The sequence below is a fragment of the Sphingobium soli genome (assembly GCF_020782245.1).
Lineage (GTDB): Bacteria > Pseudomonadota > Alphaproteobacteria > Sphingomonadales > Sphingomonadaceae > Sphingobium > Sphingobium soli.
Genome location: NZ_JAJGNP010000014.1, coordinates 44,138 through 57,588 on the forward strand (window position 1 = coordinate 44,138; position 13,451 = coordinate 57,588).

13 protein-coding genes and 2 pseudogenes are annotated in these 13,451 nt (G+C 62.6%); 3 read left to right on the forward strand and 12 right to left on the reverse strand.

Annotation, left to right across the window (positions count from 1 at the left end; translation table 11 throughout):
• Positions 1-39 precede the first annotated feature (39 nt).
• The 6 genes and pseudogenes from LL253_RS14965 to LL253_RS14990 form a co-directional block, all read right to left on the reverse strand.
• Complete coding sequence (locus LL253_RS14965; RefSeq protein ID WP_030090586.1) at positions 40-390, reverse strand: DUF3768 domain-containing protein; 351 nt, start codon at positions 388-390, stop codon at positions 40-42.
• Positions 387-989 (reverse strand): annotated as a pseudogene (locus LL253_RS14970) (hypothetical protein); the annotation flags it as partial. The pseudogene LL253_RS14970 and the gene LL253_RS14965, both read right to left, overlap by 4 nt.
• A 103-nt stretch (positions 990-1,092) precedes the next feature.
• Positions 1,093-1,557, reverse strand: a complete 465-nt coding sequence (locus LL253_RS14975) for a hypothetical protein (RefSeq protein WP_048939391.1) — start codon at positions 1,555-1,557, stop codon at positions 1,093-1,095.
• Positions 1,541-3,343, reverse strand: coding sequence for a site-specific integrase (locus tag LL253_RS14980; RefSeq protein WP_048939390.1), 1,803 nt, complete (start codon positions 3,341-3,343; stop codon positions 1,541-1,543). The genes LL253_RS14975 and LL253_RS14980 overlap by 17 nt, the downstream gene beginning before the upstream one ends.
• A gap of 4 nt (positions 3,344-3,347) precedes the next feature.
• Positions 3,348-5,165, reverse strand: a complete 1,818-nt coding sequence (locus tag LL253_RS14985; protein ID WP_228227684.1) for a site-specific integrase — start codon at positions 5,163-5,165, stop codon at positions 3,348-3,350.
• Complete coding sequence (locus LL253_RS14990; protein ID WP_048939388.1) at positions 5,158-6,300, reverse strand: tyrosine-type recombinase/integrase; 1,143 nt, start codon at positions 6,298-6,300, stop codon at positions 5,158-5,160. Before LL253_RS14990 ends, LL253_RS14985 begins: the two co-directional genes overlap by 8 nt.
• Positions 6,301-6,503: 203 nt before the next feature.
• Between LL253_RS14990 and LL253_RS14995 the strand changes: the two genes are divergently transcribed.
• From LL253_RS14995 to LL253_RS15005, 3 genes are read left to right on the forward strand one after another with little or no spacing between them, the layout of a single operon-like run.
• On the forward strand, positions 6,504-6,992 hold the full coding sequence (locus LL253_RS14995; protein WP_020819452.1) for a TIR domain-containing protein: 489 nt from the start codon (positions 6,504-6,506) through the stop codon (positions 6,990-6,992).
• Between the two features lie 5 nt (positions 6,993-6,997).
• Positions 6,998-8,158, forward strand: coding sequence for a toll/interleukin-1 receptor domain-containing protein (locus LL253_RS15000; RefSeq protein WP_048939387.1), 1,161 nt, complete (start codon positions 6,998-7,000; stop codon positions 8,156-8,158).
• 2 nt (positions 8,159-8,160) lie between these two features.
• Positions 8,161-8,817, forward strand: a complete 657-nt coding sequence (locus tag LL253_RS15005) for an SLOG domain-containing protein (RefSeq protein ID WP_048939386.1) — start codon at positions 8,161-8,163, stop codon at positions 8,815-8,817.
• A gap of 16 nt (positions 8,818-8,833) precedes the next feature.
• Here the strand turns inward: LL253_RS15005 and LL253_RS15010 are convergent, their stop codons facing one another.
• The 6 genes and pseudogenes from LL253_RS15010 to LL253_RS15035 all read right to left on the reverse strand — a co-directional run bounded on the left by LL253_RS15010 (position 8,834) and on the right by LL253_RS15035 (position 13,391).
• Entirely contained in the window at positions 8,834-9,388 is a 555-nt protein-coding gene (locus LL253_RS15010) for a toll/interleukin-1 receptor domain-containing protein (RefSeq protein ID WP_048939385.1), read from the reverse strand.
• Positions 9,389-9,437: 49 nt separating this feature from the next.
• On the reverse strand, positions 9,438-9,935 hold the full coding sequence (locus tag LL253_RS15015) for a TIR domain-containing protein (protein ID WP_048939410.1): 498 nt from the start codon (positions 9,933-9,935) through the stop codon (positions 9,438-9,440).
• 239 nt (positions 9,936-10,174) lie between these two features.
• A pseudogene (locus LL253_RS15020) lies at positions 10,175-10,531 on the reverse strand (hypothetical protein); the annotation flags it as partial.
• Positions 10,532-10,587: 56 nt separating this feature from the next.
• On the reverse strand, positions 10,588-11,424 hold the full coding sequence (locus tag LL253_RS15025; protein WP_030090573.1) for a Mom family adenine methylcarbamoylation protein: 837 nt from the start codon (positions 11,422-11,424) through the stop codon (positions 10,588-10,590).
• A gap of 18 nt (positions 11,425-11,442) precedes the next feature.
• Positions 11,443-12,726, reverse strand: a complete 1,284-nt coding sequence (locus LL253_RS15030) for a hypothetical protein (protein WP_228227685.1) — start codon at positions 12,724-12,726, stop codon at positions 11,443-11,445.
• Positions 12,727-12,746: 20 nt separating this feature from the next.
• Positions 12,747-13,391 (reverse strand): hypothetical protein, encoded by a 645-nt coding sequence (locus LL253_RS15035; protein WP_030090571.1) that lies wholly within the window; start codon positions 13,389-13,391, stop codon positions 12,747-12,749.
• Positions 13,392-13,451: the final 60 nt, after the last annotated feature.

A 13,451-nucleotide genomic window follows, 5' to 3' on the forward strand; every position in this document is an offset into this window, starting at 1 on the left:
CTCCATTTTGGTTGGAAATTGGCGAGGCGACTGATCGGCTCAATCGTCGCAGGGGAGCATGATCGTCAGGACACGGACGGTCACCGCGGCGTCGGCAGGATCTTCCGAGCCCCATTCGAGCGAGGGATCGTAATAATCGATGCGAAAGCAGACGATGTGACCCTCGAGCTCGAACTGCCCGTAGTTGCGTTCCGGGCCGTCATCAGGCTTGAATTCGTAGCGCCGGACGGCCGCGAGTACCGCGGCCTGGGCGACGGCTTCGCTGACGATGCGGTCGCCGCCTGCCAATGTGGCGAGACAGGTCGCCGTCATCACGATCCGCGCGTTTCGATCGAGGCCGAGCCGCACGCGGTCATTGAGCTCGGCGATCCGGGATATGGTGCTGGTCATGCTGCCTCCATCAAGCCGGCGTTGAAACTCGCGATCCATTCTTCCATCGTCGGCCGCTCGGCGATCGGCACGATGCTGGCGGCGTCCTGGAAACGGATGAGATCGGTCGGCGCATCGCGACGGATCGCGTCGATCTCGGCCTCGGGGAGCAGCCGCTCGGCGCGGATGAAATCGGTGATCCTGCCGGGCCGGGTCCTGGTCGATCGGCGCCACAATCCCTCGACGGTGCGCAGGCGCGGTTCGGCGCGGGCCTCAATCAGGACAATCAAGCGAAGGCACCACGCCGGCAGGGCGCGTACTTCATCGGGCCGGATGGCGCCGCAGAAGAAGCAGCTCGACTTGGGCGGCACCGGGAGACCGGCGGCCTCGATCCGGGCGATGCAGCGATCGCGCGTCCAGTTCCATTCGCGCAGCGGATAGCGGCACTGGAACAGCGGATCGTCCAGCCCGGCAGCATGGGCATGACGCCGGGAATCGGAGGGCGACGTGTCGTAGCCGATCAGCCGCTCGACCTTCTGCCCATTCGCCCATGCGGCGCGAGCCGGTGCCCATTGCTTCAGGAAAGCGTCTTGCGGCGCCACCTTCCATTTGAGACTGCATTAGGTCTGCATCGACCTGTCTTATTGGCTCCGCAAAGCCCGCATTTCCGACATCCCCAGTCCTCCTCCCCTTCCAAGACGCCCGATTAGGGCGTGACCGCCTTCAGGCAGTGGAGGGATCGGGCGCTTCGGCGTTGATGCGGATAGGGACGGGCAGGCGTATCCGATCGAGTTCCTGCACGAGTTGCGCGTTGCGGCGTTCAAGGCGCTCCGCGCGCTGTTCGGCCTCGAGGGCGCGCTTCAGCAGGCTGGCATTATGTGTTGCGAGGGCGATGTTCTTGGCTTCCACGTGCCGAAGAGCAGAGCGTGTGCGATCGGCATCGCCGGCGGCCATTTCAGTGGCGCCCTCACGTTGCGATTGAAGCTCGCGCAGGGCGTCAAGAACGTCGGCATGGTGCGTATAGATGATGTTGCGGCCGACCCCGGCTGCTCGTGCAAGAGCGGCGACCGTTGGCGCGGCGGACGGGTCTTTGGCAAGGACGCCAAGGGCTTCGCGCAGACGTGCATTGGTGTTCGCCCGGCGACGGGCCTGCGGGGTGGATAGGTCAGATTCAGACGTCACCGGCATTTCCTTCGTCGAGCTGGTCGAGGATACGGCGAGATTCCTGGATGCGGGCTTCGGCAAGTGCTCGGCTCTCGCGATCGAGGTCATCGCGCTGGATCAATGCGGTGTTTCGTTCAAGCCGCGCTTCCCAGACCGGCCTATGCCGGTCGGTCACGGCGAAGTTGGCGCAAGTCGAGCAGGTGCTTTGTGTGCGAAGCACCGGGTTCGGCTCGCGCTCGCCGCCGAGGCAAGCGGAGGTCTCCCGGCGGTAGAGGCAGTAGCCCCAGTCGCATACGCCGAGGCGCATATCCGTGCCGGCGAGGATCTCGGTGATATATCCATCGACGTCGCTCGATAGCGTGCGCCCGCGGAACGGCGATCGCTCGGAGAGCATGACGCCCGCCTTCCCGGCGACGTTCGGCGCCAGGAGCAGGTCTTCCAGCGCCTTGCGGGTTTCTTCGGCGGCTTGGTCGTCGATCAGCTGGGCAAGCTCGAAGTCGGTGCCCACATAGGCCCGGTCGGTCATCGCGCGGTGGACATGGCCGAGATGGCGTTGCAGCGCCGTCAGGCCGGTGCGGTCGCGCCGCCCGATGAACCGTGAGAACGTCTTGCGACCCTGATAGGTGGTCAGGTGCCAGGTGCCGCCTTGGTGTTCCGGCAAGGCAAGGAACGGCGCAAGTCGTTCGTTCAAGCGGATATTGACCATGGGTGATCGCAGTCGAGCGACGGGCATCATCGTCGGAAGCGGCGAGCGTCCCCGGCCGAGCTGGTGGAGCCAGAGGTTCCTCTTCCCGCTAAGTTCGCGAAGCGGAGCGGAGAGACGTTCGAGGATGTGGATCGCCCGCTGGACCGGCTCGGGCGCGAGCCAGCGATGGACGTCCCCATGTTCCGTCAGCGACGTCTTCGTGATCGTGCCGACCAGATAGACGTGTTCCTCGCCGTCTCCGTCGGCCGCGCGCCGTTCGAGGCAACCCTCCTCAAGCCTGAGTATTTCGGAGGCTCTCGCGCCAACGAGATAGGCGATGACGACGAAGCAGGCGTCGCCAAGGCGATCGAGCATGAACGTCAGGCGGCGCAGCGGCCATTCCGGATTCGGATACAGATCCGCGTGGGGGCATGGCTCAGCCAACATGGCGCGTCTGATATGCCAGTGGAGCCTTCGCCCCTGATGCTGTTGTCGAAACTTCTCATACAGATCTTCGAGGCGATCGCGCAGCGCGAGTATCTGGTCCGCTGGGTCACCGAGCAGTTCCATAGCGCCGCTGATGAGAGGCACGGCGATCTCGTCGGGCGTATAGGGATGGCCGCCATAAGGTTTCCAGTGCCGCTTCCCAACCGAACCGGCACGAGGCGGCGCCATCAGCGGCGCGTCGTCCAGCTTGTCGCGCTGCATGTGGAACGTGCGGATCGTGCCGAGATAGCCTTCGGCGGTGCTGAGGGAGAGCCGTGAAGCGTTCCTGCCGGGACGGGCGCGCAACATGGCCACGAACCGGTCGACGGCGTCTTGATCGAGATCCTTGAAGCATCGGACGTTCTCGGCTGCCATCCATCGAACGAGGAAGCGGATGTGGCTGAAGTGACCATCGACCGTTTCCTTGCGAAGTGGCATCCGCCCTTCGGGCGGATCGGCCCGCAGCGAGAACAGGAACAGTTCGGCGGCGTGCCGGAGCGGCGTCCACTGATCGTCCGTGAACCGGCTCCCGTCCGGCATTTCGAAGCCCCAGTTGAACGTCGTGGCGGCGGGGACGCCTTCGTTTCCGAGCAATGGCGCCGGAAGTTGGGTAGGCGTGGATGTCGGGACGGAGGCCATGAGGCTATTCCAGGTCCGGCAGCGGCGGCAAGGCGGGTATGTGCCGTTCCGCGTCCGGCATCATTTCGGGCGGGAACGCCGGCAGCAGGTCTTGTGTCAGCGCCCGAAGGCTGGGGGCATAGAAGAGGCTGAACCGGATCGGGTCGATGCGTTCCCGCGCCGCTTCAAGATGCATGGTGGCCTGGACAATGCGCGCCAGATGACCCGGGTCGATCGGGACGATTAGGCCTGGACAGGCAAGGCAGCCTCCCAGTTTCGGGCACACGCGGCCAGGCTGTGCCTGCCCGCCGTCGACCGGTCGAAGGCAGTCGTGGCCGAACAGCGCCGTCACCCGCGCGCTGGTATCCGGCCCTTGATGTTGCGAGTCATGGGCGGGCGTCTCGCCGGTGACCCATGTGATCATCAGCGACTGGAGCCGAGCGATCGTATCGCGTTCGAGGCGGCGGACGGCCTCGCCATCGACATAGATGTCGGTGGTGGCGACATTCGCATGATTGAGGACCGCCTTGGCCGCCATGATATCGCCCTGCGACGCTGTGTAGTGGGCGCTTGCCATGCTGCTGCGGAACAGCTTGGGCGAGAAGTCGGGAAGCAAGGAACGGGACTTGCCCGGATGCGCATCGTTCCAGGAGGCGATCGCGCCATTATGCCGTTCGTAGAAGCGCAACATTGCCGATCGCAACGTGGCCTGCACGATATGACCGGCGTGATGCTCGCGCTCGAGGCGTCCTGTCGTCATGAGGAAGCGGTGGAGGAACAGCCGGTCGCGTTTGGACGGCTCCACATGCGGTAATAGGGGCGCCGTCATCGCAAGGAGCTTTTCGATCAGGCGCGGCGCCGCATAGGGTCGGCGATTGTCGAACGAGCGCCGTTGCATGCGCTTCACCTTGCCGCCGGCACGAGGTTTCACCCACTCGACCATGACGCGATGCCGCTCGAGCGGATGCGGCACGAGGCAGTCCCGCTTGATCTGGCGCAGCGGACCGGCGTTGGCCGCCGTCTGGATCAGCAGCACGATATAGAACGCAACCAGCGTGTCGGTCGTGAGGTGGAGATAACCCTCGAGCTCGCGGAACCCGCCTACCTCGGCGATCCTCTGCCGATCGGGCTTGTTAAGGTCCAAGCCTCGGTCGGTCGGCATGATGCCGTGGCCGCGGCGATGGAGCTTCCAGATCCAGCGATCCCGTTCGGCGGTCCGCCCACTATGGAGCGGCACGTTCGGAAGATTGACGATGGTTTGCCCGTGCTGGAACTTGGCCCATGCCGTGTCGATCTCGGCATAGCAGACTGCCAGCAGGGCGCGCATTGCGGCTGGTGTCAGCCGGTCTTGCGGTAACCGCTGGACGCCGGCGAGCGGGATCGGATTGTTGGGAACGGCGAAGCCCGGTGCGAACAAGCCTGGATTGTCCGCGATCGCGCGCTTGAGGACGGGCCGGATCATACCGAACTGACCGGATTGTGAGCGGACGCCACGCCTGCGCCCGTCAGTGGGCATCGCCAGCCAGGTGATGAACCGGCGGATCGTTGCCGTGTCGAGGTCTGCCGCGCGCCTGACACGCGCGTCTTCGCGCAGGAACCTACCGAACACGCGCAGCGCGAACCAGCGCGCGGTGCGGGTCGCGACGCTGGATGCCATATCATGATCGCGGAAAGCCCGGGCGATGGCGGCGCTGATATCGTCCGGCAACCCGAACAGCGCCGGGTCGAAGCGTTGGACGATCTTGCCCCATTCGTCGCGGAACTGGATCTCGACGACCTCCGCCGGATGGTTCGCCGGTGCCGGATCGAGTCTCAGCGTGCGATCGAGGCGGCCTCTAGCCATCGGCGGGGATCAGCTCACCATAAAGATAGGCGAGGCTCTCGCTCAAGTCGCGCTCGTGCAACTCGACGCAGCGCAGATAGATCGCGGTGGTCGTGATCGAGGCGTGGCCGAGCAGCACCTGCACCACCTTGAGTGGGTTCAGATCGGGATTGGTGCGGGCCTGGATCTGAAGGCGGGCCAGCATCGCCATCGCGAAGGTGTGCCGCAGCCAGTGCAGCGTGCCCTGAAGTCCCGCGGCCGCGAACGCTTCCGCGAGCTGCGCCGTCAGGAGTTTTCGCGTCATGGCGCGGCCATGCTCGTTCAGCAGGAGATTAGGCGGCGCGCGATAGCCCCGGTCGGAACGGCGGATACCGCGGACGATCCGGGCGCGATCCTCGCCCGCATACCAGTGTGTATGATCAAGCAGCCGAAGCGGCGGATAGACCGTCCTTGGCCGGTCGCCCTTGGTGATATGGAGCGGCACGCCGACAAGTGGATCGCTGTCGAGGTAGAGTGGCCAGCTATCCGGGATCTGGTCGAGGGCGAGCGCGCAAAGCTCCTTGCGACGCAGACCCGCCCCAAGCGCCCATTGCGCGGCAAGTCGGGCGGTAGGCCTCAGATGCGCGAACAGCCGTGCCAGTTCGTCGGCACGCAGCGGTCGCGGCAGTTTTTCCGGGCGTGAGACGATCAGCTCATTGACCTGGCGCCGCTGCAAGCCTGGGCGATAGGCGCCGTCGAGCATCAGCGTCATCTTCTCGGTCAACCGGAACGGGCAGTGGTCGATCAGCCCCTTATCGAGCGCCCAGCCATAGAAGCGGCAGACGGTCGAGACACGCGCATTGATCGTGGTCCGGGCATAGGGCCGCCCGGTATGCGTGCTGGGATTCTCCAGCATCCGGTTGCGATAGGCGGCGATGACGCGTTCGTCGGCCTCGCGCCATTCGATCCCCGATTGTTCGAGCGAGTCGAACCAGTCGTGGAGATGCTCGCCGTAGGTCCGCACGGTTTCGGAGGCGTGGGCACGGCCGCTTAGCTCTGCATGCTCCATGAGCCAGACGAAGGCCGGCTCGATGATCGCCATGTCGGCGTCGAACAGAATCGGGAAGCCAGCGGGGACATTGGGCACGCCAGAGGCAGCCCGAATCACTGATACCACGGGCCATCTCCCTCGCCCGCACAGGTGCGATTTCGAAAGTAGCGCAACATGCTCGATTTGGCCGACGCATTTCGATGGAATGGGCGCTTTCCTCGCCATGCCGAAGGGTGTCGCTTCGACCAGCCTACCCCAAGCACTCACCGCGCCTGCTGACACCTGGCGTCCGCCTTGATATGAGTGGACGATGATCGAGGGGGGAAGCGGTGGCGCGTCGGGTATTCTTTAGCTTTCACTATGACCGTGACGTTCGACGGGTCGTGCAAGTCCGCAATTCCTGGGTGGTTCGTCCAGGTGGCGAAGCGCAGCCTTTCTATGACAAGGCAGAGTTCGAAGAGGCAAAAAGACGCGCGGGCGGCATAGAAAAATGGATCGAAGAGCAGCTCAAAGGCACGTCCGTGACTGTGGTGCTGTTCGGCGCAGAGACGTATGATCGCGAATGGGTCCGGCACGAGATCAAGAGAAGTTACGAGCTTGGGAAAGGCCTATTGGCCATCGACATCCATAGCGTAAAAGATCCGCAACTTGGAACTGATCGACAGGGGACCAACCCTCTCAGTTATTTTACAATAAAGCAGAATGGCCGAGATATTCCGCTGTCGAACCTATACGGGACATATGATTGGGTCCGGGATAACGGCTATGCCAACATGCCGGCTTGGATCGAAACTGCGGCAAAAGCGGCCGGTCGCTGACACCAATGAGTATCTATGAACTGGCCATACTTGGTGCGGCAACGCCAGAGGAGCGTGCAACACTGACAGCGACGCTCACGGATATCGTTTCCGACTTCGGATTGACGTTGGGGGACGATGTAGTTGTGCATAATGCGGCAACGCTGGGTGAGCGGCACAAGCCAGCAGCATTCGCGTGTGCGTATTTTGGAGGAAATGCCCAGCAAGATCTCGAAGCGGCCCAAGACCTGATCCGGGCCAGTGCGCCCATCATTCCAACGATTGCCGCTGGCGCAGACTTCAATGCTCACATCCCCCCGCTTCTCCAGCCCATCAATGGGCTAACGCGGCGCGCTGACGATCCAAATATGACTGAACTCGCGTCAGCAATGCTGGAATGCGTGGGCTTACTTCGTCGACAGCGACGGGTTTTTGTGAGCTATCGGCGCGTGGAATCCCGAGCAGCAGCGTTGCAACTTCACGATCTCCTTGCGTCCCGCGGATTCGACGTATTCTTGGACACGCACGACATTAGGCCCGGCGATCCGTTCCAAGATGTGCTTTGGCATAGGCTCGTCGATTCTGATGTTATGGTTATGCTCGACACGCCTACCTATTTCGATAGCCGCTGGACTCGACAGGAAATAGGAAGAGCGCGCGCGAAAGAGATCCAGGTCCTTCGTGTAATTTGGCCTGAGCATACGCCAAACAAGCTGACCGATCTTGCAGAGACTATATATCTTGATCCAGAGGAACTCGAGGGGCCAGATGGCCCAATAGTAGCCAAAACGGCGGATACAATCGTCCTGGAGGTCGAGCGGCTACGAAGCCGGAGCATCGCATCTCGATATATGTCGATTACCGGCAAACTTCGCGCTGACGTCGAGAAAATTGGTGCGTCAGTGGAAGGCGTCGGCGCACATCGGGCCGTCGCCGTGCGGTTGCTGGACGGCGAAAAGATCTGGGCATATCCGATCGTCGGAATCCCCACGGCTGAAATTTTGAACGATGTGGCCGATAAGGCGCGACGAGCGGAACAGCAGGAGATACCGGTACTGGTCTACGATCATATCGGCATCCGTGATGCATGGAATGCTCATCTCCGATGGCTTGGGGAGCATATTCGCGCGGTCCGCACGATTAAAGTTTCCGAAGCCGGATGGGCTCTTGCGGCATGGGAGAACTGACCATGACTGAGGCCATTTTTCTTTCGGCAGGCGTGCCGGATCCGAAGCGAGGCCCACAATATGCGGCGACCGCTGACAGTGTCGCGATTACAGCCGCAGTCTCCGCTTTGGTGCACGTCACGCTAGGACGCAGGCTGCTTGTTTGGGGTGGTCAACCCGCAATAACACCAATGATCTGGGTGGTCTCGCAAGACATAGGAATAAATTACGGACACTGGGTCCGGCTCTACCAGTCTCGCCATTTCAAGGACGAGTATCCCGAGGATAATGAGCGGTTCAACAACGTGGTTTATACGGACGAGATTGAGAAGGATCGGGAGAAGAGCTTGCTGGCCATGCGCGAGCGTATGTTTTCCGAACACAAGTTCAAAGCGGCAGTTTTCATTGGGGGTATGGGCGGGATTGTACAGGAATATGAAATGTTTCGACGCCTGCAACCGGACGCTGCAGTGATTCCAGTAGTCTCCACGGGCGGCGCGACGCTTGAAGTTGGGGCGCAGGTTGAATCTCTATCGCCCGACCTAGCGGAAGACCGGGACTATGTTGCGTTATTTCACCGCCACCTTGACGTTTCCGTCCGAGAGGAGCGCTTCGAAAGTCCAACTCTCCAACCGGATGTCGTTGAGAAGCGATTTTGGCAACCCCCTGCCACTGCTTAAACGGGACGGGAACTCGTTATTCACCAGCCAGCCACTCGCTAAGCTCGGTAGCTGTGTTCCTTTTCTCGTCGAGGACCATCCAGACGCGCTTTTGATGACCCTGTAGATCCCCCCAGACGATGCGGCGGTATAATCCCAGATACTCCCACGACGCCCATGCCTGCTCATGCGCGCTGTCGGATGCCGGGAACAGCGCGATCTTCGTCAACCCTTTATACCCATCCGCGACGCCCAACTCCCAGGGCACCCAACGACTGTCCTTGCTGTTCTTGCTTGCAAGAAGGACAAAGCGCTTGGTCTGACGAATACGGCTCTTTAACAGCCCTGCCGTTTCCTCCGTCGTGTATGGGGGCATTTCCGGGTCGATTTCATCGACATAAACCTTGGCGCCGTGCCCTTCTAATACACGAATGGCGCCAACGACGAGATCATCGTCCTTGCTTGAGTGCGAAAGAAATGTAGCACCCGACAGCGCCCGAGAAGAAGCAGATTTCCTGAGGTTTACCTGCTCGTTGATGTTCAATTTGCCAGCGAAATTACGAAGCTCGGATTTGGTAATATATTCTATCATTCTTGCCGCCCGCTCTTAATTCCGCGCAAAATCTCCGATTCTCTGCACTTCAGTTATTTGCTCGGATCGCAATGGCCTCTTCAATCCAAGTCTCGATCCCATTCTTAATCGAGTCATAGGCGGCTTTGCTATCTGCTCCGGAAGGAGAGACGAGCTTCACTATGGAAGAAAGCTTCTTCCCTGTATTGGCGTAGCCTATTTCATCAAATGGATTGCTGCCTGCCACGCACGAGTTCCCATCGTGACCAAGAAGTTTGTTTATCCGGATACCCACCACGCCTTTGCCTGCGTCCCAACCTTTGACGATCTCGCGGATCACCCATGGCCGGTTCGCTGTTTCCGAACCGACGAGCACCACCACGCAACTCTTGCCGTACATGTTGTCATCGATCCATTTTTCGATGGAGGCTTTGCCCTTCCGCTTGACCTCCTCCCAAGCATTCGCAGTGCAAAGAGTCTGCCCTTCGAGGGCTCCGATGTTACGCACCTGCTGAGTACGCCAAAAATCGTTCGCGAAGTGAAAACTGAAGAAAACGCGCCGCGCCATAAGGCCCCCTTTTGTTCTCCGACCTTCTACAGAGGCGGCCATCGTTCCGCTAGAGAAATCGATTCGGAAACGAATGGCTTGAATAACAAGCGCGGCATTTTTGTGCGGCGCCTCATGCGACGCTTAAGCGTCGCTGCGCGACGCGAGGGACGGGCCGACCACCGCCAGCTCTTTGGGTTAGCGCGGCGGTCGGCCCGTCCCTCATCGCGCGCAAAGGAGACAGTTTCAATGGGTAGACCTAAGCTGCAACTATGCCGTCCCAGGCTGATGCTCGGCAAAGTCGCATTGGTCAGGACATTGGCGAGGATCGAATAATAGGGCGGCCAGTGCTTGAAGCGCCTGGGCACGTAGCGGACGATCTCATAGGGAATCCCGCGCGCGTGCATCCACGCGGCGATCATCCGCTGATATTCGTAGGTCTCGGGCTTCTCCGCGCCCGGATCGGCGCTCAGCACCAGGTCTGGCGCCTCGCCGCGCGCCTCGAGTTCGATCAGCAGCGCCGTGGAATCGACACCGATCCCATAGGCCAGGACCACGGGCGGCGGGGCGGCGACCAGAATGGTATCGACCGCTCGTCTGTTGCTTGGGATGTGCATGGAGTTCTCGGCCTCGATCGCGGCCCATCGCCGCAACCCTCAAGATCCCCCTCCCCTCATTCTCGGCCGGCTGTGCGGTTCTCGGCCTCGATGCGAAGATCGAACTGAAAGGTGGGGTGCGCCAACGGCAGGGCCTTTGGATAGGGAAGTCGCGGCAGTGCGCGGCCGTGCCGGCGGGCTTCGCGGGTGAGCTCGAAGCAATAGGCGTAGAGACCCGGCTGCTGATGGCGCACGAGATGGCGTTCGCGTTGCAGCCGCCAAAGCCATGTCGCAGGCATCTCCCCGAACTCCGGCCTGGGCAGGCCAAGCGAAACGAGCTGATCGATGGCGCCGGCATGGCCTCGCTCGCCAAGGCGGATCTTCGAGAGCGTGCGCCCCGCGATCGTTGTGTCGCCGGCGCGCAGGACGGTTCGCGGCCTCGTAATGGCGCGGTGCGCCGCCGAGAGCGCGCAATAGACGCGGCCTATATGTCCGGCGCTTGGGTCGCTGTACGAAACCACGGCCTCGATTCCGGGCTTCTCGCGGCGCAGATGGCGAAAGGCCCGCGCGACGAAGAAGCTCTCCCCGTTCTGGGGCACGGCGTCTGTCAGGATCAGGCGGGCGAGCACGCAGCCGCGTAGCGGATCGGCAAAGCCGGTGTGCCGCGTGATTACGGCTCCGGTGGCCGGAACGGCGAAGACGGCGACGCCTTCCAGGACTGCCCCGGCGCCATAGAGCCCGACCGCGAGCTGCGCCGCAGGATAGGTCGGCAGATAATGATGGCGGGCAATGAAAGCGCGCGCGGCATCGTGTCCGATGATCTCGACGGAATAGGATTTGGGATCGATGACCGTGAGATCGCGGGCCCAGAGCGCCCGGCGCTCGCGCCAGCGCTGGCTGCGGCTCGTTTCCATGTTTTGGATCCTCGAATGTTAGCGGGCGGCAAATCTCGTCGCCCCGCCGAACAGGCGGAGCGCGCGTGCCATCTCGTCGCGCAACCGGGCCTTGCTGCCGACGATGAGCGTCGGCGCGAGGGGTTTCCCGCCGGGGTCGATGAAGCCGTGCGCGAGGGTGCCGTCCTGTTCGATCGAGACGAGATGCCCCTTGCCGGGCGCCGGCCCCTGATAGCGCGCCGTCAGCTCGCCTAGCTTCGCAGTCAGGCCCTTGGTCGCCTTGGACCAACGGATGTGGCCAGCGCCGACATTGCTCCCGGCCTCGCGGCCTCGATCCATCCAGAGTTTCGCGTGCGCCTTGACCTGCAGCGGCGTGTTGCGCGTGCGTTCGCGATTCCGACAGGTTGGCAATGCGGCCGAATGGGTATCGAGAACCCGCAGATATTCGCCGTGCAGCGCGACAAGGATATCCTCGATGTCGATGCCGGCGAGGAGCGCGCGAAGCAGGTCCTCCTGCTCGGGACTGGCAATGAGCTCGTCGGCCCGCTCCGCCGTCAGTTCCTCGGCCTCGGGCTGCGCGGTCACACCGGATATGAAGCCCTTGGTGGCGGTGAGAATGATGGCGTGACCGCCGCAGCGGCCGCCTGTCTTACGATAGCGCTCCAAAATATCGCCTCGGCCGAGCGCCGCCGCCGGATGATCGCCCAGGATGATAACCCGCCGCGACCATGGTGTCGGTCGGGGCCGGTCGCTGGGTTTCGGCCAGTCCGAGGGTAGCGATCGCACCGCACCCCGCGACTGCATCGAGATGGGCGCTCGTTCGGCAGCGCGATTGGCCCGGCGCGCCGCGTCGAAGAGATCGTCAACGTCGCCGCCGCCGTCGGCGAACCCGCAGTCATAGGCCGGGCGTTCTGCGGCCTTGGACGGCGAACAATGGTTCCAACCTACATGGGCCGCGTACCAGCCATCGGCATAGCGGATCGCGAGATTCCAGTCATAACCATAACGATCGCGTCCACGCAGGATCGCCGCATCGCGGTCATCACCGCGTCCTGAGACGGCGCGCTCCTCGGTGAAGCTGAAATTGCGCGCCTGGCGCTCGGCCTCGCTATGCGCGGCAATCGCGTCGTTGACGGGCTTCATCGCCTGGACGCGCGCGCGGGTGCGCGCCATGCGATCTTCAGGTGAAGCCGTCGGCGCCAGGTCCGGAAAGTCGCGCCAGGCTTTCGCGATCGCTTCGGCATGTTCCGGTGCGCGGCCCCGGGCCAGCCAGGTGGCAGTCGAACAGGGGTCGAACTGCGGGATTTTTTCGACATGGATCATGTGGTCGGCCTCGGTCGAGATCAGGCGAAGAGGCGCATCGGCTGTTCGACCGGCGGCGTGAGACGAAGGTCGCGCCGCAGACGGTCGGCGAAACGGTCGGGCGCCATGAGATCATTGACCGATGCCCAGTGATTGCGCGCGCCGCAGTGATCATCGCGGCCACGAACCCGGCGATAGAGGACTTCCCGGCCCGGGCCCGAACAGCCAAGCGAGAGCTGCACCCATGCTTCCTCGCCATGGAGCGTGATTTCGCCGGAAACCGCAGGGCCGCCCTTGCTGGAGCGGATGTCATAGGTTCCGTCGCATAGGCCCAGCGCGTCGGCGAGGCGCCGCATTGCGGTGCGGCCCTCCGAATGGAAGAGCCGCTTGGCGGCCTCGTCATGGCTCACGCCCCGATAGGCGAGGTTGCGCAGGACCGGCGTTCGGCGGATTTCGGCGATCTGGTCCATGCAGGTGCGCCGAAGCTCGAGATTGGACGGACGATCTTCGCACACTGCGCTGAGGTGGCGAACGAGCAGGATCACGGCGGGATCGGTTTCGGCGTCTTTGCCGGCGTTGCGGCAATCCTTGATCGCGGCTCCGATCGCGTGGAGGGTGGTGCCGACGGTGATCAGCGCGCTGGGGTCGAGCGCCTGCTGGTGGCGCATGGCGACGTCGTAAGTCATGGGATGGCCCTCCGGTCTTGAGCGAAAATCCGCTCAAACGGCCCTCTCCCCCTCCCCTTT

Bases quoted from the DNA above. Each gene is read 5' to 3' on its own strand.
- LL253_RS14965 (WP_030090586.1), bottom strand. From the start codon at position 390: ATGACCAGCACCATATCCCGGATCGCCGAGCTCAATGACCGCGTGCGG.
- LL253_RS14975 (WP_048939391.1), bottom strand. From the start codon at position 1,557: ATGCCGGTGACGTCTGAATCTGACCTATCCACCCCGCAGGCCCGTCGC.
- LL253_RS14980 (WP_048939390.1), bottom strand. From the start codon at position 3,343: ATGGCCTCCGTCCCGACATCCACGCCTACCCAACTTCCGGCGCCATTG.
- LL253_RS14985 (WP_228227684.1), bottom strand. From the start codon at position 5,165: ATGGCTAGAGGCCGCCTCGATCGCACGCTGAGACTCGATCCGGCACCG.
- LL253_RS15000 (WP_048939387.1), top strand. From the start codon at position 6,998: ATGAGTATCTATGAACTGGCCATACTTGGTGCGGCAACGCCAGAGGAG.
- LL253_RS15005 (WP_048939386.1), top strand. From the start codon at position 8,161: ATGACTGAGGCCATTTTTCTTTCGGCAGGCGTGCCGGATCCGAAGCGA.
- LL253_RS15010 (WP_048939385.1), bottom strand. From the start codon at position 9,388: ATGATAGAATATATTACCAAATCCGAGCTTCGTAATTTCGCTGGCAAA.
- LL253_RS15015 (WP_048939410.1), bottom strand. From the start codon at position 9,935: ATGGCGCGGCGCGTTTTCTTCAGTTTTCACTTCGCGAACGATTTTTGG.
- LL253_RS15025 (WP_030090573.1), bottom strand. From the start codon at position 11,424: ATGGAAACGAGCCGCAGCCAGCGCTGGCGCGAGCGCCGGGCGCTCTGG.
- LL253_RS15030 (WP_228227685.1), bottom strand. From the start codon at position 12,726: ATGATCCATGTCGAAAAAATCCCGCAGTTCGACCCCTGTTCGACTGCC.
- LL253_RS15035 (WP_030090571.1), bottom strand. From the start codon at position 13,391: ATGACTTACGACGTCGCCATGCGCCACCAGCAGGCGCTCGACCCCAGC.